This is a genomic window from Sphingopyxis sp. EU05-FHT14B03, from assembly GCF_058790875.1.
This window is the reverse complement of sequence record NZ_JBYTDC010000003.1, coordinates 919,709-941,553: the sequence shown is the minus strand read 5'-3', so window position 1 is coordinate 941,553 and position 21,845 is coordinate 919,709. Positions and strand designations below refer to the sequence as shown.

The 21,845-nt window shown below is 63.7% G+C and carries 23 protein-coding genes and 1 pseudogene; 8 read left to right on the top strand and 16 right to left on the bottom strand.

What is annotated here, in order from left to right; all coding sequences use genetic code 11:
* Positions 1-28: 28 nt before the first annotated feature.
* The 3 genes from AC3WS4_RS21025 to AC3WS4_RS21015 all read right to left on the bottom strand — a co-directional run bounded on the left by AC3WS4_RS21025 (position 29) and on the right by AC3WS4_RS21015 (position 5,053).
* Positions 29-3,124 (bottom strand): TonB-dependent receptor plug domain-containing protein, encoded by a 3,096-nt coding sequence (locus AC3WS4_RS21025; RefSeq protein WP_492737997.1) that lies wholly within the window; start codon positions 3,122-3,124, stop codon positions 29-31.
* A gap of 178 nt (positions 3,125-3,302) precedes the next feature.
* The gene (locus AC3WS4_RS21020) at positions 3,303-3,764 is read right to left on the bottom strand and encodes a RidA family protein (RefSeq protein WP_350031719.1); all 462 of its coding nucleotides are present in this window, start codon (positions 3,762-3,764) and stop codon (positions 3,303-3,305) included.
* Between the two features lie 2 nt (positions 3,765-3,766).
* Positions 3,767-5,053, bottom strand: coding sequence for a dicarboxylate/amino acid:cation symporter (locus AC3WS4_RS21015; protein ID WP_492737994.1), 1,287 nt, complete (start codon positions 5,051-5,053; stop codon positions 3,767-3,769).
* A 203-nt stretch (positions 5,054-5,256) separates the two neighbouring features.
* On the opposite strand from AC3WS4_RS21015, the gene AC3WS4_RS21010 reads away from it, so the two are divergent.
* The 6 genes from AC3WS4_RS21010 (at position 5,257) to AC3WS4_RS20985 (ending at position 11,654) form a co-directional block, all read left to right on the top strand.
* Entirely contained in the window at positions 5,257-7,053 is a 1,797-nt protein-coding gene (locus tag AC3WS4_RS21010; protein ID WP_492737993.1) for an amidohydrolase family protein, read from the top strand.
* A gap of 142 nt (positions 7,054-7,195) precedes the next feature.
* Entirely contained in the window at positions 7,196-7,351 is a 156-nt protein-coding gene (locus tag AC3WS4_RS21005) for a hypothetical protein (protein ID WP_156417122.1), read from the top strand.
* Between the two features lie 518 nt (positions 7,352-7,869).
* Complete coding sequence (locus AC3WS4_RS21000; RefSeq protein ID WP_058818302.1) at positions 7,870-8,331, top strand: creatininase family protein; 462 nt, start codon at positions 7,870-7,872, stop codon at positions 8,329-8,331.
* Entirely contained in the window at positions 8,328-9,266 is a 939-nt protein-coding gene (locus tag AC3WS4_RS20995) for an MBL fold metallo-hydrolase (protein ID WP_058818301.1), read from the top strand. Before AC3WS4_RS21000 ends, AC3WS4_RS20995 begins: the two co-directional genes overlap by 4 nt.
* A gap of 31 nt (positions 9,267-9,297) precedes the next feature.
* Complete coding sequence (locus tag AC3WS4_RS20990; protein WP_058818300.1) at positions 9,298-10,878, top strand: bifunctional protein tyrosine phosphatase family protein/NAD(P)/FAD-dependent oxidoreductase; 1,581 nt, start codon at positions 9,298-9,300, stop codon at positions 10,876-10,878.
* Positions 10,875-11,654, top strand: coding sequence for a sulfite exporter TauE/SafE family protein (locus AC3WS4_RS20985; RefSeq protein ID WP_231728256.1), 780 nt, complete (start codon positions 10,875-10,877; stop codon positions 11,652-11,654). The genes AC3WS4_RS20990 and AC3WS4_RS20985 overlap by 4 nt, the downstream gene beginning before the upstream one ends.
* Before the next feature lie 90 nt (positions 11,655-11,744).
* Here AC3WS4_RS20985 and AC3WS4_RS20980 read toward each other — a convergent pair whose 3' ends face one another.
* The 9 genes from AC3WS4_RS20980 to AC3WS4_RS20940 form a co-directional block, all read right to left on the bottom strand.
* The gene (locus AC3WS4_RS20980) at positions 11,745-11,957 is read right to left on the bottom strand and encodes a copper-binding protein (protein ID WP_231728255.1); all 213 of its coding nucleotides are present in this window, start codon (positions 11,955-11,957) and stop codon (positions 11,745-11,747) included.
* A gap of 6 nt (positions 11,958-11,963) precedes the next feature.
* A complete protein-coding gene (locus tag AC3WS4_RS20975; RefSeq protein WP_231728254.1) occupies positions 11,964-12,113 on the bottom strand; it encodes a hypothetical protein in 150 nt (49 codons plus the stop codon).
* A 138-nt stretch (positions 12,114-12,251) separates the two neighbouring features.
* Positions 12,252-12,536, bottom strand: a complete 285-nt coding sequence (locus tag AC3WS4_RS20970) for an XRE family transcriptional regulator (RefSeq protein WP_058818298.1) — start codon at positions 12,534-12,536, stop codon at positions 12,252-12,254.
* Positions 12,529-12,879, bottom strand: a complete 351-nt coding sequence (locus AC3WS4_RS20965; protein WP_492742964.1) for a type II toxin-antitoxin system RelE/ParE family toxin — start codon at positions 12,877-12,879, stop codon at positions 12,529-12,531. The genes AC3WS4_RS20970 and AC3WS4_RS20965 overlap by 8 nt, the downstream gene beginning before the upstream one ends.
* Positions 12,880-12,910: 31 nt before the next feature.
* Entirely contained in the window at positions 12,911-13,411 is a 501-nt protein-coding gene (locus tag AC3WS4_RS20960) for a recombinase family protein (RefSeq protein ID WP_137890104.1), read from the bottom strand.
* 22 nt (positions 13,412-13,433) lie between these two features.
* Positions 13,434-14,186: an MBL fold metallo-hydrolase gene (locus AC3WS4_RS20955; RefSeq protein ID WP_137890105.1), complete on the bottom strand. Its 753-nt coding sequence runs from the start codon at positions 14,184-14,186 to the stop codon at positions 13,434-13,436.
* Positions 14,183-14,464 (bottom strand): hypothetical protein, encoded by a 282-nt coding sequence (locus AC3WS4_RS20950; RefSeq protein WP_439512643.1) that lies wholly within the window; start codon positions 14,462-14,464, stop codon positions 14,183-14,185. Before AC3WS4_RS20950 ends, AC3WS4_RS20955 begins: the two co-directional genes overlap by 4 nt.
* Before the next feature lie 3 nt (positions 14,465-14,467).
* On the bottom strand, positions 14,468-14,908 hold the full coding sequence (locus AC3WS4_RS20945; protein ID WP_137890107.1) for a DUF411 domain-containing protein: 441 nt from the start codon (positions 14,906-14,908) through the stop codon (positions 14,468-14,470).
* A 31-nt stretch (positions 14,909-14,939) separates the two neighbouring features.
* Positions 14,940-15,590, bottom strand: a complete 651-nt coding sequence (locus AC3WS4_RS20940) for a cation diffusion facilitator family transporter (RefSeq protein WP_137890203.1) — start codon at positions 15,588-15,590, stop codon at positions 14,940-14,942.
* 294 nt (positions 15,591-15,884) lie between these two features.
* On the opposite strand from AC3WS4_RS20940, the gene AC3WS4_RS20935 reads away from it, so the two are divergent.
* Positions 15,885-16,307: a MerR family transcriptional regulator gene (locus tag AC3WS4_RS20935; protein ID WP_171013495.1), complete on the top strand. Its 423-nt coding sequence runs from the start codon at positions 15,885-15,887 to the stop codon at positions 16,305-16,307.
* Positions 16,308-16,345: 38 nt separating this feature from the next.
* On the opposite strand, the gene AC3WS4_RS20930 is transcribed toward AC3WS4_RS20935, so the two are convergent.
* From AC3WS4_RS20930 to AC3WS4_RS20920, 3 genes are all read right to left on the bottom strand, one after another.
* Positions 16,346-16,981 carry a peroxiredoxin gene (locus AC3WS4_RS20930; protein WP_137890108.1) on the bottom strand — a complete coding sequence of 212 codons (636 nt, stop codon included), beginning with the start codon at positions 16,979-16,981 and terminating at the stop codon, positions 16,346-16,348.
* 408 nt (positions 16,982-17,389) lie between these two features.
* A complete protein-coding gene (locus AC3WS4_RS20925; protein ID WP_492742962.1) occupies positions 17,390-17,758 on the bottom strand; it encodes a hypothetical protein in 369 nt (122 codons plus the stop codon).
* Positions 17,759-17,827: 69 nt separating this feature from the next.
* The gene (locus AC3WS4_RS20920) at positions 17,828-20,515 is read right to left on the bottom strand and encodes a vitamin K epoxide reductase family protein (RefSeq protein ID WP_137890110.1); all 2,688 of its coding nucleotides are present in this window, start codon (positions 20,513-20,515) and stop codon (positions 17,828-17,830) included.
* 318 nt (positions 20,516-20,833) lie between these two features.
* Between AC3WS4_RS20920 and AC3WS4_RS20915 the strand changes: the two are divergent.
* A pseudogene (locus tag AC3WS4_RS20915) lies at positions 20,834-21,097 on the top strand (transposase); the annotation flags it as partial.
* Positions 21,098-21,339: 242 nt separating this feature from the next.
* Here the strand turns inward: AC3WS4_RS20915 and AC3WS4_RS20910 are convergent.
* Positions 21,340-21,714: a copper-binding protein gene (locus AC3WS4_RS20910; RefSeq protein WP_171013497.1), complete on the bottom strand. Its 375-nt coding sequence runs from the start codon at positions 21,712-21,714 to the stop codon at positions 21,340-21,342.
* Positions 21,715-21,845 lie beyond the last annotated feature (131 nt).

Here is a 21,845-nt window from a genome sequence, read left to right as displayed (position 1 = left end):
GGTGCGCGACGGCCGGACGGGAGGTGCGTCAGAAAGTCTTGCGGACGTTGACGTACCAGTAGCGCGGGATCGGCGAATGAAGCGAACCCATGTAGCCGAAGCCGCTCGAATCAATCGGCGGTTGCGCATTGGTAATGTTGCGAACTCCGACACGCAGTTGGGTTCCATCGGTGAACCCGCCTTTAAGGTCATACTGCACATACAGGCTCGCGGTGGTGTACGCCTTTACGATCAGGTTTTCTCCGCCGATCGAAATGTCGTTGTCGATGACGCTGCCGGTATAGCTTACAAAGCCGCCAGCCGTGAATTGCCCAAGCTTCCAAGTAAGCGAGGCCGAGCCGCGCCATTTTGGGAAAGCGTCGCGGCGAACCTGATTACCGCCTTCCGGAATGACCGTGTCGATGTTGATGTCGCCCGCCGCGCGCGCATCGAGCAGGACCCGGATGTCAGGGGACACGTCGCGGAAATATTTGAGCAGATAGGCCGCGTTGGCGGACATGGTGAAATCGCCGATTCCCGTGTCGCGAAGCCCGACGTTGAGCCCGAAATCGATCCCGCGCACCGTCTGTGGTTCCAGGTTGCGATACTGGTCGTCGACATATTGCACCCGACCGACCGGTGCGATGCCAGTCCCGGCGAACAATGCGATATCGTCGGCAGTCGGCGCCAGGCGGACCACGGTGGGATCGCTCGACCCCTGAAGGCGGAGGAGATAATCGCTGATGAGCGCGTTGCCTTCGCCGAATACGCCGACGATGCCCTTCTGCTTGACCTGCCAATAGTCCACCGTGAAGGTGGTGCGGAGTCGGCCGGTATTGAAGGCCGGCGGCTGGAGCACAGTACCGATCGTCCAGGTGGTCGAGGTTTCCGGCTTCAGGTCGGGGTTGCCCGCGCGCCGTCCGGTGGTAACAAAACCTTGGGCGCAAGCGTCGAAGCTGGTGATGCGGCCCGCGCGCAAATCGGCCTCGCAGCGGATATAATCGGTCCGCGTATTGCCGCGTGTGATGATCGTTGCCTTGGTCTGCTCGAGGTTCGGCGCGCGGAAGCCTTGCGCCCACGAGCCGCGGATTCGCCAGCCATCGAAGAGGTCCCAAGCGGCGGCCACCTTGGGTTTCGCGATGCTGCCGAAATCCGAATAATGCTCGTAGCGGCCCGCCAGCTGTAGCTCGAGGCTGCGAATGAGCGGAACATTCATTTCGGGCGCGATCAGTGGCACGGCCAGTTCGGAGTAGGCAGCGAAAACCGTGCGCGAGCCCTTGGTGTCGGGGGTCGGGCTGACGCCGAACAAGTCGGATGGCTGGACAATACCGGTGACCGTGTCTGTCCAGGTGATTGTTCCGTCGACGCGCTCGTCGCGGTCGTCGAGATAGGAATCGCGACGCAGCTCAAAGCCAAGCGCCATGCCGACGTTGCCGGCGGGCAACGTCAGAAGATCGGCCTTCGATGCCCGAAAATCCCACTGCGCCAGCGTAGATTTGCCCGCGCGAACAGTCTTGATCGCGATAGCGTCGAGAGCGGCCTGATTGCTAGGTGTCGTGTCGGGACCGGTCGGATTGGTCGCGCTGCCGCCATTGAACGGATTATAGGCATCGGGCGTCGAGAGCGCGAGGCTTTGCTGGAGAAGCGTGGCGCTGATCCCATCCTGAACATCGCGGACCGTTGCTTGCGAATAGAGCGCCGCCGTCTCCCAGTTGAAACCGAGCGCCTCGCCGCGAAGCCCCAGCAATGCCCGGAACTGGCGGTTGGTGACATCGACGACGGTTGGTCCCATGTCCACAAAACGATAGCTTGTGATCGTCACCGGCAGGCCGGCGGCGGGCGCGTCGATCCCCGCGAGGCGGTTCGGGTTTAACGTGCCATTGGCGAAGGTTACGGGGCCAAAGGGGTTCCAGTAGTTGGACGCCGGCACCGTCATCTGGATCGAACCGATCGAGAAGACGCTGTCCTGGATGCTCCGCGTCTTGGCATAATAATAGCCGGCTTCGCCGAAGACGGTCAGATTGTCGCTGAGGTCATAATGGCCGTTCGCGAACACGTTGATACGATCCAGTCTGGGGATGATCGAAAGCGGATAATTGGCCTGGGCGTTCCACCTTGTGTTGCGATCCGCGCCGGTCGTGGCACGCGTCGCATCGTCGATACAGATTCCGCCCCCCAGATCGGCCGAGCAGCCACCATTGGCTGTCGGCTGGATCGAAAACACCCCGCCCGTGGTGGTGATGTTGGTCGTTCCGCGGCGCACGCGCACACCGGTGGTGAAATTGCCCCACTGGGACAAAGTGCTGGTATCGTCGAGGCTGTTCGAGCCTGCGAACACAGTCCCTGCGAAATCGTCGAAAAGGCGGTGATCGGACGTCGCGGTATAATCCTGGTCCTGTGAGGACAGCGCCGTGCGGTTGGTGTAGTTGAACAGCAGCGAAATATTGCCGCGATTCTCGGCGAAGTCGGTGCCGAGATAGCCCGAGCCGTTGAACTCGCGCAGCCCCGTTCCCTCTGCTCCGCCATATTGGACCGACAAACCGCCGCCGTTCACATTGTCGCGAAGGATGGTGTTGACCACGCCCGCCACGGCGTCGGTGCCATAGAGGGCTGCCGCGCCGTCGCGGAGCACTTCGACGCGCTGGATACCGAAGACCGGGATTGAGTTGCTATTATAGGTGATGACCGGCGCCAGCGACGTGCTCGCCTGGCTGCTTGGGTGCTGCACAAGCCGGCGCCCGTTGAGCAGGACCAGCGTGTTGCCGACTCCCAGTCCGCGCAGATCGATGGACCCGACGTCGCCGCGCGCGAAATTGCTGCTCGTCTGACCATTGCTGCTGTTGAACGACTGGTCGCTCATTTGCGGGATCGACCGCAACAGTTCGTCGCCCGACACCGCAGCGGTCGCCGCAATCTCGTCCTCGCCGACCACGGTCACGGGCAAGGCTTCGGTGATCTTGGTGCCAGCGATGCGACTGCCGGTCACGACGATTTCTTCGCCGCGGGGAGCCGATTGCGGCTCGGTCGCGGCCTGGGTCTCCGCCGCCTGTTCCTGGGCGGCCGCGTTTTGTGCGGCGATCATTCCGATCAGCGATGCTGCGGCGAGAATATGCTTGCGGTAGTTCGAATATGTGCGGTTCGTCATGCCATGTCCCCTTGTTTCGACCCGATCGGCGCGTCGTCCTCCGTGCGGCGGATGGATTTCTCCCCATCTCGTCTCGCTATGACGCAAGTCATCGACGTATCCCCATCAACATTGGCGCAGAAAATTACAACCTTTTGCACTACAGCGAAATTTTCCAGTTTCCGCCTCCTGTCGCCGTTCAGGCCAGTTCGATCACCGCATCAACTTCTACCGCGAAGTTGAACGGCAGGCGGTAGACGCCGATCGCCGAGCGGGCATGTTTTCCGGCTTCGCCGAACACGTCGACGATGAGGTCCGAGCAGCCATTCATTACGGCCGGGATCTCGTAGAATTCGGGACCTGCCTGGACGTAACCGCCGAGCCGGAGAACGCGGGCAACGCGGTCGAGATCGCCGTCGGTGGCCGCCTTGAATTGCGCGATGAGATTGATCGCGCAGAGCCGCGCGGCGATGATGCCGTCGGCGAGGCTGCAGTCGGCGCCGATGGTGCCCTTGATCCCGCCGCTGGCATGGGTCGAGAGTTGGCCCGAGATCTGCACGATGTTGCCCGAGCGCGTCGACGACACATAGTTGGCGACCGGCGGACAGACCTCAGGCAGTTCGATCCCGAGGCTGGCGAGACGGCTTTCGATACGAGACATATTCACTCCTTGGTTGCGAGAGAGGGTAGTTGTTCGGCGGGGGCGGGTTCGCCGGCGGCGGCTTCGCGCGCCATACGGCGGCCTTCCCAGCGGTCGATGACGGCGGCAGCGACCGAATTGCCGACGACGTTGGTCGCCGAGCGGCCCATGTCGAGCAGATGGTCGACCGCGAGGATCAGCAGCAGCCCGGCTTCGGGCAGCTTGAAATAGGCGAGGGTCGCCGAGATCACGACGAGCGAGGCGCGCGGGACGCCCGCCATCCCCTTCGAGGTCACCATAAGCAGAAGCAGCATCGTGATCTGCTGGCCGATGCTGAGGTCGATGCCATAGGCTTGCGCGATGAAGAGCACCGCGAAGGTGCAGTACATCATCGAGCCGTCGAGGTTGAAGCTGTAGCCAAGCGGCAGCACGAAGGAGACGATGCGCCGATTGACGCCCAGCTTCTCGAGCACTTCCATCGTCTTGGGATAAGCGGCTTCCGAGCTCGCAGTCGAAAAGGCGAGGAGAACGGGGGTGCGGATCCCCCGGAAGAGGCCGAAGGCGCGGGCGCCGATGATCGCGAGCGCGGCAAGGAAGAGGACGAGCCAGAGGACGCCGAGCGAGAGATAGAAGCCGCTGACGAAACCGGCATAGGTGACGAGAACCCCGGGACCCTGGGTAGCCACGGTCGAGGCGAGGGCGGCGAAGATTGCGACCGGCGCGGTCTTCATCACAAACCCCGTGACCTTGAGCATGATCGCGGCGACCTGTTCGACGAGCGCGAGCACGGCGGGCGCCTTGTCGTCGATTGCCGCGACCGCCGAGCCGACGAGGACCGAGAAGACGACGATCTGGAGGATCTCGTTCTGCGCCATCGCCTCGACGATCGACTGCGGGATGAGGTGGGTGACGAACTGCTTGAGCGAGAAGTCGCCCGCCGCAACGACGCCGGCAGCGTCGCCGGTCGGCAGGTCGAGCGCGAGACCAGCGCCGGGCTGGAGCAGGTGGACCATGGCAAGCCCGATCGACAGCGAAATGATCGAGGCGCCGATGAACCAGCCCATCGTCTTGGCGCCGACCCGGCCGATCGCGGCGGCATCCTCCATATGCGCGATCCCCGCGACGAGCGTCGCGAAGACCAGCGGTGCAATGATCATCTTGATGAGCCGCAGGAAAAGGTCGGTAAGGATCGAGAGATTGTCGGCGATTTCGGCGGCCTTGGCGGCGGGGAATTGGGAATTGACGAACCAGCCCGCCGCGATGCCGGCGACCATGGCGAAGATGAGAATGAAGGCGAAGGCTCTGTTCATGTCTGTCCCGTTTCCGCTTCGCCCCGGTCGGGGCGTACAGGATGCAGAGACGCAGGCGGGGCGAGCTTCCGCAGCAGCAATGCGGTCGACAAGCCCATTTTGTTGCGACAAGGCAGGCGCGGCCTGCACGAGGCGGTGGGGAAACCCGCCGCGGCTGCGTCAAAGCAAGGCAGGATGACATTCAAACAATGAAGGAGGCGCGCGTGGCCAGTTTTCGGAAGATGCTCGTGGCGGGAACGGCGATCGCCGCCGGGCTTGGCTGGGCGAACCAGTCAGTGCTCGCCGAACCGGGTGACCAGATCGTCGCGATCACCGGCGCGACGATCTTCGACGCGACGGGCAAAGAACCCTTTCGCGGCACCGCCATTGTGCGCGGCGGGCGGATCGAGGCGGTCGGCGCCGACGTGAAAGTCCCGTCGGGCGCGAAAATCGTTCGCGCCGACGGCAAGGCGCTCCTCCCGGGCTTCATCGACGTCCACACCCATTGGGGTCCTGCGGGGTCGCCTGGCACTTTGCCACAGATCGCGAACGCCTATCTTGCGAGCGGCGTGACGACGGTGAACGATTTTCACCAGCAGCCCGAGGCCTTCGCGCCGCGCCGTGCCTGGCTCGCGGATATTTACGCGCCGCACGTCAATTTCGTCGCACGCATGAGCACGCCGGGGGGCCACGGCGCCGATTGGGCCGACACCAACACCACCAAATGGGTGGCGACCGCCGAGAGCGCGCGGCGCGAAGTGCAGGCGCTTCAGGCTTATCGGCCCGACCATATCAAGGCGTTCGCCGACGGCTGGCGCTATGGCCAGCTGCCCGAGGAAACCTCGATGAACGTCGAGACGCTCGCTGCAATTGCCGACGAGGCGCACAAGCATGGCCAACGCGTCCTCACCCACACGGTGACAGTCGAGCGCGGCAAGCTCGCGGCGCAAGCCGGGGTCGATGTGATCGCGCACAGCATCCAGGACGCGGTGCTCGACGCCGACGCGATCGCCCGGATCAAGAAGGCGGGGACATTTTACGCCCCGACGCTCGCCATCTATCAGCTCAAGCCCGACGAGATCGGACCGGGGCGCAAGGACGACGCCGCGACGCGCCAGCGCATCCGCAAATATGGCTTCGCCGAAGAAAATGTCCGCAACTTGTTCGCCGCGGGCGTTCCGATCGCGGTCGGCACCGACGCCGGTATCGGCGGTGCGAAACATGGTTTTTCGACGCTGCAGGAAATGGAATTGCTCGTCGCGGCTGGATTGACGCCGAAGGCGGCGCTGCTCGCCAGCACGTCGAACAGCGCGCTCGCGCTCGGGCTTTCGGGCGACCGCGGCACGATCGAGAAAGGCAAGCGCGCCGATCTCGTCCTCATCGACGGCAAGCCCTGGGAGACGATCGGCGACGTTCACAAGATCGACCGCGTGTTCGTCGACGGCAAGCTCGTCCATGGCGGCGGCACCAAGCCGCCCGCGGGCAATCTCGCGACCGCGCTGCCCGCTACGCCTGCTGCCGAGCTGATCGACGATTTCGAGCGGACCGATGGCCGTAGCGCGCTCGACACGCTCCGCCTCGCCGATATGGACGGCGGCGTCGAGCGCTCGTCGGTGGTCACGAACCGCGTGACGCACACCGGCGGCGGATCGGCGTTCGCCTTCGCGGTGCAGATGTCGCTCAAGGACAAGCCCGAGGGCGGGGTTATCGTTCCGCTCAGTCGCGGTTCGGTGCGGCCAGTCGATGCGCGCAAGTTCGCCGGCGTCCGTCTCGATATGCGCGGGGCGGGCCGCTACCTGATCGTCGTCAACACCCTAGCGGGCGAGTGGACCGCGGTGGTCGAGGCGAAGGAGGGCTGGTCCGAATTGCGCGTGCCGTTCACCGCGCTCGTTCCGACGCGGCCCGGTCGCGGCGATGTGCCGTCTTGGCGCGGCGACGATCTGGTGCAGGTCGGCGTCGTCGTCGAGCGCGAGGGCGGAGCGAGCGCCTGGGGCGAAATCGACAATCTCCGCTTCTACTGACGCCTCTTTCGCCTCTTTTTCGAAACTCTCTCCCCCGCACCGGACCTACGTTTCCGAACGGAGGCCGCGGTGAACTCCGCACCAGCATCGCGGTGCGCCGCAACGCCGGTGCGGGCGCTTTCCTCCAGAGCGTTTTGAGCAATTGCTCGACAAGGCGTCTGCGCCGCGCGATCTCGACGCCGCCTGCGATGCCGGCGGGCTGTTCCGGCTAGACGCTCAGCCGCACATCATTGCGACGCGCTCGCGGCTTTCGATTCTCGGCCAGTTGCTGCGCCATGCTGCGACGCGCGGCGCTTGATTCGCAACCTTCCGCGATATCGTCGCCCATGCACGCACCTCTGTCCTGAAAATACGTGGTGGGGTTGGCCGGCTGCGCTGCGTCTCTACCTACGAGGGATGCCTTCCAGGCCGAATCTAGCGCCCGTCCCCAGCTGAGGAGCCGCTGCTTGCCATGACGCGAAACTGTGCTTCCAACCGTCCCTTGCGAGGATTTGTTTCGGGACTAAGACGGCAGCGGCTCGTCTTGGCATCTCTGCCGTCGGCGCCGTGCAGACGCACGTCGTCATCAAACTGCTGTTCAACGCCATCGATCTGGGCGCGGGTCTCGGGAGGCGCTGACGCCGCCGCCAGCGCTGATGCGGGTCCGCGTACAGAGTCGGAACCTCGGCCGGGCAAGCGTCCGCCTGCGCCGCCGGACCTAAGCTGGCCCGAATTCCGCTCGCGGCTCGCGCTCGCGGCGATCTACGCGCCGGTGCTGATCTTCGGCCACGCCAATTTCTTCCGCGGCGCGGCGGGCGGGGTCAAGCTCCCTTCAGCATGCTGCTCGAGGATATGATCACCGCCTTCCTCGATTATGGCCTCAGCCAAATCATTGTCTGCAATGGACATTCGACTAACGCGCCGCTGATGGCGCAGGTCGCACAGGCGATCCGCAGCAAGCGCGGCCATGGCGCCTACCCCGTCACTTCGGTCGGGCCGCACCTCACGCCCGAGCTGATGCGAATGGACGCCGCGCGGCCCGCGGCACGGTCGAGCGCCTTCGGTCTTCCGCGGACGAGCCAGATCTCGGGCGCGATGTTCGGCGAGTTCGAGGTGGCATTGCCGCTCGACGTCACCGAAGTCGCCTCGAACGGGGTCGGGCAGGGCGATCCCGCGCTCGCTTCGGCCGATGCCGACGCGCGCTTCTCCGAATGGAGTATCGGCGCGATTGCAGACTTCGCCGCTCATTTCCGGCGCCGCGACGCGGCGCGACCGCATCTCTGGCCGCTGCCGTCATGAGCGCGGCGGATGTCCTAGGCGACGACCCCGCGCTGGCCGCGGCCACCGCACAGCTCGGGGCGGTGCCAAAAGGCGCGGCATCGGTACGCGCCTTCTTCGACCCTGCAACCTCGACGATCAGCTATGTCGTCCACGATCCCGCCACGATGCGCGGCGCGGTGATCGACAGTGTGCTCGATTATGAGGCGGCTGCGGGGCGGACCTCGACCGCGTCGGCCGAAGCGATCGCCGAGCATGCGCGCGCCGCGGGCATTACGGTCGACTGGCTGCTCGAGACGCACGCGCATGCCGATCATCTTTCGGCGGCGCCTTGGCTCAAGAACCGGCTTGGCGGTGCGATCGCGATCGGCGAGCATATCCGCGACGTGCAGGCAGTGTTCGGCAACATCTTCAACGCCGGACCCGATTTCCGGCGCGACGGATCCGATTTCGACCGCCTCTGGTCGGACGGCGACCGCTTCGCGATCGGCGAACTGCCGATCACCGTGCTCCACGTCCCTGGCCATACGCCGGCGTGCGTCGCCTATGCGATCGGCGATGTCGTCTTCGTGGGCGACACGATGTTCATGCCCGACTACGGATCGGCGCGCGCCGATTTTCCGGGCGGCGATGCGCAGACCCTTTTCAGATCGCTGCGCCGCATTCTCGAACTCCCCGGCGCAACGCCGCTCTTCCTATGCCACGACTATCTGACCGCCGAGCGGCGCGAGCATCGCTGGGAAACCAGCGTCGCCGAGCAGCGCGCCGCCAACGTCCACGCCCGCGACGGAATTTCCGAGGATGAGTTCGTCGAGCGCCGCCGCGCGCGCGACGCCGAACTCGCGATGCCGGTGCTGCTGCTGCCGTCGGTGCAGGTCAATATGCGCGCGGGCCGCCTGCCGCCCGCCGAGGACAATGGCGTCGCCTACCTCAAGATACCGGTCGACCGGCTTTGAGCGCCGGCGCCCTTTCACGAACGGAGAGATTATGACCATCAGGACCCTGACCCCGGCGCTCAGCGTGTCGCCGCAGATCGACCCGGCGGACGTGGCCGCGCTCGCGGCCTCGGGTTTCCGCTCGATCGTCTGCACCCGTCCCGACGGCGAAGAGGCGGGCCAGCCGACGGCGGCTGCGGTCGCGGCGGCGGCCGAGGCGCAGGGCGTCCGTTTCCTTCACATCCCGGTCGTATCGGGCACGATTGACGAGAGCGATGCCGCCGCGATGGCACGCGCGCTCGCCGAACTGCCGGGTCCGGTGCTTGCCTATTGCCGCTCGGGCGCGCGCTCGGAGCAGCTCGCGGCGATGACTGCGGCGCGCGGCGAAGGCGGCGGGATTGCGCGCTACGACATTCTCGTGATCGGCGGCGGCAGCGCGGGGATAGCTACCGCCGCGAGCATCCTGCGGCGCCGCCCGGACGTGTCGCTCGCGATCGTCGAGCCGAGCGAGGATCATTATTACCAGCCGGGCTGGACGATGGTCGGCGGCGGTGTTTTCGCCCCCGAGGTCACGCGGCGCGGCGAGGCTGGGCTGATTCCGGCGGGCGCCGAATGGATCCGCGCCGCCGCCGCGTCCTTCGATCCCGCGAACGACCGGGTCACGCTCGCCGACGGGCGCGTGATCGGCTACCGCGCGCTCATCGTCTGCCCGGGGCTCAAGCTCGACTGGGAGGCGATCCCCGGCCTGGCAGCGGCGCTCGGCAGCGGCGGCGTCACCTCCAACTATCGCTACGACCTGGCGCCCTATACCGACCGGCTCGTGCGCCGGTTCCGCGGCGGCCGCGCGCTCTTCACCCAGCCGCCGATGCCGATCAAATGCGCCGGCGCGCCGCAGAAGGCGATGTATCTCTCGTGCCATCGGTGGGAGCGCGCGGGGGTGCTCGGCCAAGCCGACGTCCAGTTCCACAATGCCACGCCTGCGCTGTTCGGGGTCGCTGCCTATGTTCCGGCGCTCGAAGCCTATATCGCGCGCTACGGCATCGACCTGCAGCTTGAATCGCGCCTCGTGTCGATCGATGGCGCGGCCAAGGTCGCGCTGTTCGAGCAGCGCCGCGGCGATACGGTCCGCCGCGTCGAGGAACGCTTCGACATGATCCATGTGGTGCCGCCGCAGGTCGCGCCCGATTTTATCGCGGCGAGCCCGCTCGCGGCGCCCTCGGGCTTCGTTGCGGTCGACGAGACGACGCTGCGCCACCCCGACCATGCCAATGTCTTCACGCTCGGCGATGTCGCCGCGACGACCAACGCCAAGACTGCGGCGGCGGCGCGCAAGCAGGCGCCCGTCGTTGCGCTGAACGTGCTCGCCGCGCTCGACGGTGCAGCGCCGGTGGCGGCCTATGACGGCTATGGCAGCTGCCCGCTTACGGTCGAGGCGGGCAAGGTCATCCTCGCCGAATTCGGCTATGGCGGCAAGCTGCTACCGACCTTCCCCAAATGGCTGATCGAGGGCACGCGGCCGTCGCGTCTTTCGTGGTTGCTCAAGGCGAAGATCCTGCCGCCACTCTATTGGCACGGCATGCTTCGCGGCCGCGAATGGCTCGCTGCGCCCGCGCGGATCGGCGAGGGCGGGTGAGCCTCGACACTGCCCAATATCTGCTTGGCGCGCTGTCGGGCGGGATCGTCGGCTTCACGCTCGGGCTCGTCGGCGGCGGCGGGTCGATTCTCGCGGTGCCGCTGATGGTCTATCTCGTCGGGGTCGGGAGCCCGCATGTCGCGATCGGGACGAGCGCGCTCGCGGTCGCCGCCAATGCCGCCTCGGGTCTTGCACAGCATGCACGCGCCGGGACCGTCAAATGGCGCTGCGGCTTTCTCTATGCGGGAAGCGGCATCGTCGGTGCGCTGGCAGGCTCGACGCTTGGAAAGGCGATCGACGGGCAGAAATTGCTCTTCCTCTTCGCGCTGCTGATGCTTGTCGTCGGCGGGTTTATGCTGCGCGGGCGAAACAATCCGGGCATCGAAGGTGCCGCCTGCAATCGCCACAATGCTCCCAAGGTGCTTGGGTTCGGGCTCGGCACCGGTGGCTTTTCCGGTTTCTTCGGCATCGGCGGCGGCTTCCTGATCGTGCCGGGGCTGATCGCTTCGACGAATATGCCGATCCTCAATGCGGTCGGCACGAGTCTCGTCGCAGTGACCGCCTTCGGGCTGACCACTGCGCTCAACTATGCGGTGTCTGGGCTGGTCGACTGGACGCTGGCGGGCGTCTTCATCGCGGGTGGCATGCTCGGCGGGGTGGCCGGAACACGCTATGCCCGGATCCTCTCGGGCAAGGGCATGCTTACCACGGTGTTCGCGTGCCTGATTTTCACGGTCGCAGCTTACATGCTCTGGCATAGCGCTTCCGCGCTCTGACCGTCGGAGATTATCGTGCCGGGGCGAGGCCGCCGGTTGAGACCGGGCGGCGTAAGAAGCCTGTCGCCCGGCACCGCGATCTTCCCGGGTTCAGGGTTTCGTCGTCCCCGTTTTTGCGATCTGCGTCACGACGCCTGCCTTGCCGTCCCAGTCGAGTTCGAACGCGACACGGTCGCCGACGGCAATATCCTTCAGAATTTTAGGGTTCGCGGAGAAGCCCATCGTCATCGCCGGCCATTCGAGCGCGGCGATGGGGCCGTGATCGAGCGTCACGCTGCCGGCGGTCGCATCGATCGCCGTCACTGTTCCCTAGGCCTTGCCATGCCGTGTTTCCGCAGCAGGTATGGCCGTATCCTTTGTCGATGCACCGTTCGTTGCAACGGCATCCTCTTGTTTGCCGCACCCCGCGATTGTCGCGGCGAGGGTCAAGGCCAGCACGGCGTTAAGGGACTCCTTCATGGCACTTCTCCTTTGATTGAATTCGGATCGGGACGTCTCGCCCGCATGAGCAAATAGGCGTCACCTCAAGGTTTGTGCGCCAGACAACGAATTCACGGACATGTGTGGAACTTCCGAAGGTTGGGTGCCTTAGCGACCTCAAATTAGCGCGAGTTCAACCCTGCGTCCCACGACAGCTGCTGCGCGCTGCAAGGTTTCGATCGTCACATTGCCATCGGTAGGGTCAAGTATGCGGTCGACCTGTGTCCTGCTGGTGTGCATCAGCAGCGCCAGTCGCTTCTTGCTGAGCTTGCGCTCGCGCATCGCCTCGGCGAGTTGCCACGCGATAACTTCCTTGATGGCCTTGGCCTGGAATTCCGCAAGGACTCCTTCCTCCTCAAGGAAGCTGTCCAGCGTCGGACCACGATGCTTGCTATCAGCCATTTTCAACCTCTTTCTGGCGCTTTCGCGCCAACTTCAAATCAGCCGCGGGCGCCTTCTGCGACTTTTTGATGAACCCGTGCAGCGAGTAAAGTTCACCTTGATGGAAGCAGAACAACACGCGAGCGATCGTGCTGTCGGGCAAGGACGTCCGCACTTCGAACAGCCCTTTACCCATGGGGCGAACCAACGGCATGCCGACCGGCCAGCGGAACTGCTGTAGGTCCTGCCCAATTTCCCGGCGATCGGCTTCTGAAAGACCAAGCAACCAGTCACGAACGGGTACATTGCCTGCATCGGTCTGGTAAAACACCAGTTCGATGCGTTGTGCGGTACCCGATCCCATAGCCATTATATGCACCATATAATGTACATCGTCAAGCTGGCTTTGCCTTGGCGGTAGCGCCTGCATCCTGCCGGCCCAGAGTGCGATAAACGGTTGGACGCGAAATCGAGAACAGCTCGGCGAGGTCGCTGATCGAGTAATCGCCCGTGTCGTACATCCCGCGCAATTCCTTCTGCTGCCGATCCGATAGCTTTGGCTTTTTACCCCGTAACTTCCCCTTGGCGCGAGCAACAGCCATGCCTTCCCGGGTCCGCATCCTGATTAGGTCGGCCTCGAACTCTGCGAAGGTGGCCAGGATCTTGAAAAACAGCTTGCCCATGGGATCGGCGGGATCATGAATGCTGGCGCCAAGCTGCAATTTTACGCCGCGTGTCGTCAGGGTATCTCCGATTGCCCAGGCATCGGGAACGGAGCGCGCGAGCCTATCGAGTTTGGGCACCACCAGTGTGTGGCCGCCGCGCACTGCTGCGAAGGCATGATCCAGACCGGGGCGTGCGCGATTGGTCCCAGTGAAGCCGTGATCGGTATAAATTCGATCCGACGAGTGGTTCGCGCTAGCCTTGAACCGAAGGTCCGGGGGGCTCCATAGGCTCCGTTTTCTCCATCTCGGGACAGTCGCCGCACAGGCGGTTGGCCGGTACCGCGATGTCGATCCGCTTGGGGTAGGGCAGGTCGAGGGCGGTCATGATGTCGATAAACTGTTCGAGCGTCTTGCCGCCACCCAACCGCGCGTTACGCTCGCGCTCCTGAGCCACCGTCGTGACATGGCGATGCTGGTAGTCGTGCGCCGGGTAGACGAGCGTGTCGCAGGGAAGCGAAAATATCTTCTCGTGGATCGACCGGTAGAGCGCGCCCGCATCACCATTCTGGAAGTCCGTGCGGCCGCAGCCGTCGATCAGGAGGGCATCGCCGGTGAACACGCGGCGCGAGCCGGGCAGATCGATAAGGTAGCTGTGGTGCGCGTTGGTGTGGCCAGGCGTGAAGAGGGGCTGGAAGGTGAGGCTGCCGACGCTGAGCGGGTCGGTCTCACCGACACCAACGTCTGCGCAGGGGAGGCCGTCCATCGCCGGATAGGCGACCTTTGATCCGGTCAGGCTGCGTAGCCGGCACGCGGACGTGACATGGTCCGCATGGATGTGAGTTTCCAGCGTATATTCAAGCGTCAGCTCCAGCTCCTGCAGGACGGCGAGATCGCGATCGACGGTCTCCAGAACCGGGTCGAGCAACACCGCTTTTCCTGTGTCGCGGCAGCCGATCAGGTAAGTGTAGGTAGAGGATTCCGGCTCGAATAGCTGACGAAATATCATCGTTCTGCTCGTTCGCCGGATGCTACTTTTCGCCTTTTCGGTACCCCAGCAACGGCAACTTCCGGATCGGCAGCAGTTTTTCCGCCCGGCACGGCCGCTGCCGATATCCGGAGGACCTCGATCCGCTCAAGATAGGCTTCCGCGAGCTTGTAGTGCGCTGCCGTGGCCTCGGGCGTCTCGGAGCGTTGCGCCATCTCGAGCTCCGCCTCGACGCGGCGCTGAAGATAGGCGAGATCATCGTCAGGAATGTCGGCCTCCCTCTGGATCGATCGGTTCACCCGCTACTCGACAGCATAGACCTTCGTGCCCCCGGCGCCGAAGCTCAGCACCTTGAACGGCGCGGTCTTCGGCCCAGACATACCAGGAGATCCCGACGGCATGCCCGGCAAAGCGATCCCGCGGATGGCGGGTTTCTCCTTCAGCATCCGCTGGACCACCGCTATCGGCCCATGCCCCTCCACGGCATAGCCGCCTACCATCGTGGTATGGCAGCCTTGAAGCGCCTCGGGCACTCCAGCCCGCGCTTTGAACGCGGAGAGATCCTCGGTCGGAACCACTTTCACGTTCAGCCCTGCACTGCGCAGCGCCGCGGCGTGGCCGTCGCAGCACTCGCAGCCGGGATTCTTGTACATCACGGCATTCGCCGGACTGGCCGCCCCTGCCGTCGCCGGGGAGGTGAAGGCAGCGCCGAGCAGGAACAGCGCCGTTAGTTGCTTCAACATCGATAAAGCTCCTTTGTTTGAAGACTATGTCTCAATCCAACACCACCGCCACGGCGGGGCTGGCTGACCTGAATTGTTGCCAGGCCTGGCGAAGTACCCGGATCGCGGAGCGGAAGAACAACACCGCGATAACGGCGCCCACGAGGATGTCAGGCCAGGCCGCGCCGGTTGCGTAGACGCCGCCAGCGGCGAGAAGAACTCCGGTGTTGGCGATGACGTCGTTCCGCGAGCACTCGAACGTGCTGGACAGGTTCACGTCGCGGTGGCGGAAGCGGTAGAGCAGCGCGAGGCAAGTCAGGTTGGCAACCAGCGCGATCAGTCCGAAGAGAACCATCGTCCCGGCGGCGGGGCTCACGCCGTTGACCAGCTTCAAGGCCGCTTCGATCATGACCCAGATCCCGAAGGCAGCGATGATTCCGCCCTTCGCGACTGCGGCGCCGGCACGCCAGCGCAGACTGCGTTGAAGTGCGTAGAGGCTTAGTATGTAGACCAGCGCATCCCCCAGCATGTCGACCGAGTCGGCCATGAGGGCGGTGGAGTTCGCCAGCATCCCGGCCGTGAACTCAGCAACAAACATGATGAGGTTGATCGCAAGGACCATTTGGAGCACGCGCTTCACGCCCAAATGAGCGCTCAAGGCGGCGATCTCCTGCTCCTTCGCCGAGCAGCAGTCGTCACCCATCACTTGCGGACGTCCGTCAGGGCTAGGGTGAGGCTCGTGAGACACGGCATCGTTGCTCGGGTCAGAGGAGCTGCCTGAGCAGCAGGCGTCGCCATCGCGCGGCGCCCGGCGCGTGCCGTCGTCGGCGCGAGAGGTGCCGTGGAGGGCTCTGACGAGATCATCAGCGCAGTATCGCTTTTCTCGCGACTCGGGTCGCCAGCATCTCTGCAGCAATCCTCCATAGCCAACTCTCCGCATTCACAAACACAGGCTCGTCACTATGATAGGACCTCTAGCTGCTATAGGTTCAAGGGCATGGGTAAAATCCTCTCGATCGGAGCGTTGGCCACTCTCACCGGGTGCAAGGTGGTGACCATCCGCTATTATGAGCAGATCGGGATGCTGCCCGAGCCTGGCCGCAGCGCGGGTGGACACCGGGTCTATGACCGCCATCATCTTGAGCGTCTCAGGTTCATCCGGAGGGCGCGCGAGCTCGGCTTTCCGCTCAAGACCGTGCGGGGGCTTCTTGCCCTTTCGGAGCGGGCGGACGACGCGCCCTGTGCGGAGGTGGACAGGATGGCCGCCACACGTCTCCGCGAGGTCCGAGCCAAGATTGCCGACCTCAGGGCGCTAGAAGCCACGCTCGAGCGTCTCCTCAAGCAATGCGGGCACACCACCCTCGACGAATGCCGCATCCTCGACGCATTTCGAGGCGAGCCCGTGGATGCGGGGGTTTGATTAGGCAGTGGCTTCAGCATCGCGGCGACCGCCTGCACTTAATCCTGCGGTTGTGGGGTGATGCGCAAATAGGGCTTCACGGTCCGCCAGCCGTTCGGGAATTTCTGGCGGGCCTCGTCATCGCTGAGCGAGGGAACGATAATGACGTCTTCGCCCTGCCGCCAGTTCACCGGCGTCGCTACGCTGTATTTGGCGGTCAGCTGCAGGGAGTCGATGACGCGGAGTATCTCTTCGAAGTTGCGGCCCGTGCTCGCTGGATAGGTGAGGCTGAGCTTGAGCTTCTTGTCGGGTCCGATGATGAACACCGAGCGGACAGTGAGTGTGTCGTTGGCTTTTGGGTGGATCATCCCGTAGAGTTCGGCGATCCGGCAGTCAGGATCGGCGATCATCGGAAAATTGAGCGCGTGGCCTTGCGTTTCGGCGATGTCGCCGGCCCAGGCGTGGTGATCCTCGATGTGATCAACGCTCAGCCCAATCACCTTGGTATCGCGCTTGTCGAACTCGGGTTTGAGGCGGGCGACCTCCCCGAGCTCGGTCGTGCAGACGGGCGTGAAGTCCTTGGGGTGGGAAAAGAAGACCGCCCAGTCAGCACCCATCCACTCATGAAAACGGATTTGGCCTTCGGTCGTCTCGGCCTCGAAGTCCGGCGCTGTATCACCAAGCTGCAACGTCATGCGCTCTGTCTCCTCTTGTGAAAGCAGCCGGGTGGGCAGAACGCCATTGCTGCTAACCGACCTGATGTGAGTGCTATACCTACTATAGCTTCAAGAAGCGGAACGTCGAGCCGAGCAGATTATGCGGCGAGCGGTAAGTCGGTGAGTTGCGATCGGTTGTGTCCATCAGCAGGGTGTGGGGCCGGGCTGCATCGGTTAGGCGGCCTTGAGTGTAAGTTGAAGCGCCGGGTTGGACGGCGCCCACCTTGTCGATGGTCGCCGGTCGTCCGGCTCCTCGACCCCGTCGAAATCGTCGCGCCGTCGCCCGCAATGGCCGCACTGGCCATCTCGTTGACGCGATGGCTACCGTTCTTGATCGTGGGTAGCTGTTCTCGATTCCGGTCGCGAATATAAAGTAGGGGTTGAAGCTCATCGCTCGAAGTCCCGGTCGAGCGACTTGTAGTGCGCAGCGCGCTCGAGGAGAGCGAGCATGTTGCGCGCCGCCTCGACAGTTAGTCGGTGGGGCGTCGCGCCGGGCCTGGGAGAAATATAGGCGGCCATTTCTCGCACCAACTCGGATTGGCTCTCGGGTCCCCCGGCCAGCAGCGCCACGACGAGGTTTTCGAGCGCGATCAGCCGCACGCGCAGATTGCCGCCCGCTGCATCGCCTATCTCGCCGGCGACGGTGGGCGTCCGGTGCTGGTGTAAGCCGGTGAAGGCGCCGCCTTCATTCTCCCATCGGCCAATTGCGCGGTCGTGCGCCCCCGCCCTCGCATTGTCGACCTTGATCCTGTCCATCGGCACGATCACCGCACCCCTTTCACTGAGCTTCTCGAACGATGCGCCGACGCCGGGCGCGGGCGATGCTCAAATCACGTATTTGTCCCAACTCGCGTAATGTTCGGCACTGCGCTTGCCGCGGGGCAGGCTCAAGCAGACGAGGGCAAGCCCCGCGACCACCGACACGATCGCGCCGAGCTGGCCGACGCCGGTCAATAGGAACGGCGCGGCGACAAGCCAAGCGCCGAACGTAACGTTGATCAAGCGGAGGGCGCGGGCGACTTCTGCCGTCGCAATGATGGTGACGGTAATGACCAGCGCGCCGACGATATGGTCACTGTTAGCCATGCCGCCTTCCGTACCGAACAGCACCCGCGTCAACATCAGCAATACGCCGATGAAGATGCTCGCCGCGAGCGTCCATGGCAGCGTCAGACCCTTCTTCGCGTCCGCCCACAATGCCGCCGGTGATGCCATGGCGTCGGACGCGTCCACCTCGCCCGCCTCAATCGCATCGCCCTGGAAGAAGGTGCGGATCAGTGGCTTGCCCTTGCGCCTCGCCCAGCCCAGGAACTGGCCCATAGCGATGACTTCATCGAGAGCGAAAGGAATCATGATCAGCATTGCCAGCGCCGCGATCAGCGCGAGCGTGCTCCACGTACCGATGACGATAGGCTGGCTGATGATGAAATAGATACTCACGATGCCGAGCGGGATGACGAGAATGCCGAAGAAGGTCACCATCCACGGCATCGTCCGCCAGCGGTCGCGGGTACCCATCACCGCCATCAGGATTTCGAGCACGTAACTGATTGTGCCGAGACCTCCATCCGGGATTGGCCAGGCTTTCGACATGGCCGAGGTGATAATTTCCTCGGTGCCGTTACGCGGATCGGCAAGTGAGCCAACGAAGAATGGCTCCCATGCAGTATCGATATGGCCTAACTGATAGGCGGTCAGGATACGCGAGGTGAGCAGGCCGATCAGCCCCATGGCGACGATCGGCAGCCGCTGCGCGTCCGTGGATGGCGAATAGGTCCAGCCCGGCGGGATGTTCTTGGGGTCCATCATGCCCGCCATGCTCATGCCTGGCATCATCGGTACTAGCACCGACAGGGCGATCACCGCCGAACCTATGAGCAAGTTGTTGTTGTACTGCGCAGCGCTCGGGCTCCAGAAGACCAGGGGTGCGAACAGCAGCCAAATGCCGACAAAAGCTACCGCCCATTGCGCCCATGTCTTGGTGCGTGCGGAGAGCGACAACGCACCGAATAGCGCAATCGCTAGACCGCTGACGAAATCGCTGATGCTCAGCGCGTTCGCGCGCCACTCTATCGACGGCAGCCCGCGATCAACCGTAACAAAGCGTGCGGCCTCGCCGACGCTCTGTGTGGTAACGGAGTCGTAAATGAGCGGGCTGGAGGCGAGCCAGAGACCGAGACCGATGTTGGCGTAAAGAGCCCAGCGGGCGCGGCGCTCATCGCGGTCCATCATGGCCATGTAATCGCCATGTGCACCATGGCCGGGTTTTGCCATGTCCGCAGCGCCAGGTCCGTGCCCCATGGCGGCGTGGTCCATACTGCTATGGTCCACAGCCCCGTGATCCATCCCGGCCATCCCGTCGCCTGCCGCTGCGGGCTGGTGGCCTAGCCCTACAGGTTCTGCCTCTGGCCTATCGTGCCAGGCAACCAGATTCTCGTTGAGCTTGTTGTTCCGGTACCAGGCCCTTGGATGGCGCTTCAACGCGGCAACGATCGCGGGCAGGGTGTCGCGAAGGCTGTGTTTCGGCTCCCATCCGAGCAGCGAACGCGCGCGGGAGATGTCGAGAATATAGTGGTCATTGCTGCTGTCGATCATCCAGGGCTGGATGAAGTCTTCCCTGCCGAGCGCTTCGTTCTGCAGAATGATCCCGGCCTTCGCGAGCGGCTGCGGAATGCGGATCGTCTTCCACCCCTCGCCGTGGAGCGCCTCGCCGACGATGTCCTGAATCTCGGCATAGCCGGGCGCTTCGGGCTCGCCGATGAGCAGCGGCAGCTCGGTCGGAAGATCGTGCCGCCGGTCCACCAGACGCAACACGGCATCGGCTAAATCGTCGCGGTGCACTGATGACTGCGCCGCACACAGCATGCCGGGATAGAAATGCGAAATCAGGCGGTGCTCGTATATCTGAGATATCTGCTGGGCGAGAAACGCCGAGCGTCCATCGTCGTCGTAAACTCCCGCAGCGCGCAGGTAGACGACGGGAATCTTCCCGTGATGCTCATGCAGCAATGCTTCGGTGTCAACCTTGGACTGTGGATACGCCCAGGACGCACCGATCGACGATTCTTCGTTGATACGCTCATCCGGGGTAGGGGTCGGTTTGTGGACCAGCATCGTGCTGGCGAAGACAAACTGCTCGACCTCGAACGACTGCAAGCCATCGATCAGCCGTTGCGTCCCCTGCACGGTGATCTTGTCGTAGAGAGGGTTGGGCTCGCCCGTAATGTCATAATAGGCGGCGAGGTGGATCACCGAAGCGATACGGTTGCCATAGCGGGCACGGACTTCATTCAGCGCGGCGCGCACCGCCTCGTCAGAGCCAAGATCGAAATCAACGGACGCAGCGGGTGGCGGCGGGTCGGGAGGGCCGGCGCGATCGAGGCCGACGACCGTGTAGTGCTCGCTAAGTTTGGCGATCAGCGCGGCGGCGATGAAGCCGCTCGCGCCCGTGATCAGAACGACGTCGCGGCCACCTTGGCCGCTGCCGGCTTCACTGTGTTTGACCTCGGTCATGACTTGCTACCCTTGTTCGTTCCTCTTCACATCACCGACAGACCCACCGCACATGACGCGCGTGCCCGGCGGCGGAATGCGCGCGGCTTCCACCGCACGATCTCCTTATGCGACAGCCCCGTCAATCCCTAAGCCAGTATCAGTTCTTTTTACGTGTGGGGTATCCGGTCATAGAACTCGACCCTGCATCCGTAGCGGTCGGCGCGGTCCGACAAAATGGGGTTGGTCCGGGAGTTGAGGCGACATTTTGAAAGTGCTCCGGAGATGGTGTCAGGTCGGATCGACATGATCTGCCCCCTTCTGAGTGGTCCAAAATCAATGTTATTTTGGATCATGAAGGAGATTATTGGCAAGCTGAGTGAGGCGGAGGTCGTGCTGGCGCCGGGTGCGATGACCGCTGAGGCGTGTCGGCGGATGCGGTCAGCGAACAGACCTAATTATAGGTGGCGCAAGGAATATGGCGGGCGGAAGACCGACCAAGCGCGTCGGATGAATAATCTGGAGAAGGAGAATGCGCGGCTTTGGCGTGCGATCCCGGACCTGACGCTGGACAAGCTGATCCTGCAGGAAGCTGTCCGGGGAAACTTCTAAGCCCCCCGCCGAGTGCGGCCATGCGAGATCCCAGCGCTACCGGCATCGACGATACCTAACACCGGCCATTATGTATGTTTTCTGTTCGTTGCTACTCAAACCCCGGTCTGTTCTTGCCTGCCCAGTGTCTCGGGATGTAAGCGATAGTGCCTCCGGCCATGCGCTGACGAAATCTTACCGTGGCGCTATCTTGAGCACGTGCTGTGCCGCCAGCGGCGGCACAGCACGTGCTTCTACTGCTTGGTAATCGCTGTTATTTCGCCGGTGCCATTCTTCAGCGCGAGGTCAAATCCAACCTTGTCACCGACTTTCACGCTGTCCACAAGTTCGGGCGGCGCCTTGAATGCCATCGTCATGGCCGGCCAATTGGCCTCGGCAATGGGGCCGTGTTCGAGCGTGATCGTGCCGGCCGCCTTGTCGATCGCCGTAACCGTACCCGTCCCTTTGGCGGTCTTTGCAACGGCGTCGGCCGGCATGGCCATGTTGCCCATATTGCCGGTCATCTCGGAAGTGTTGTTTGCCGCCGGAGCATTGGTCTCCTTCTTATCGCCACAGGCTGCGAGGGACATCGCGAGGCTGAGTACGGTCATTAGCTGCAGTGGTCTCATGGTCTTCTCCTTCAAGGTTAAACGGTGGCTTGGTAGTGCACGTCAGACGTGTTGAACGATCGGGACGGCAATCATCGCGGCAGGTCCACAGCAGTTCATCATCCTCATTTCCTTTCATGGTCTTAGGTCAG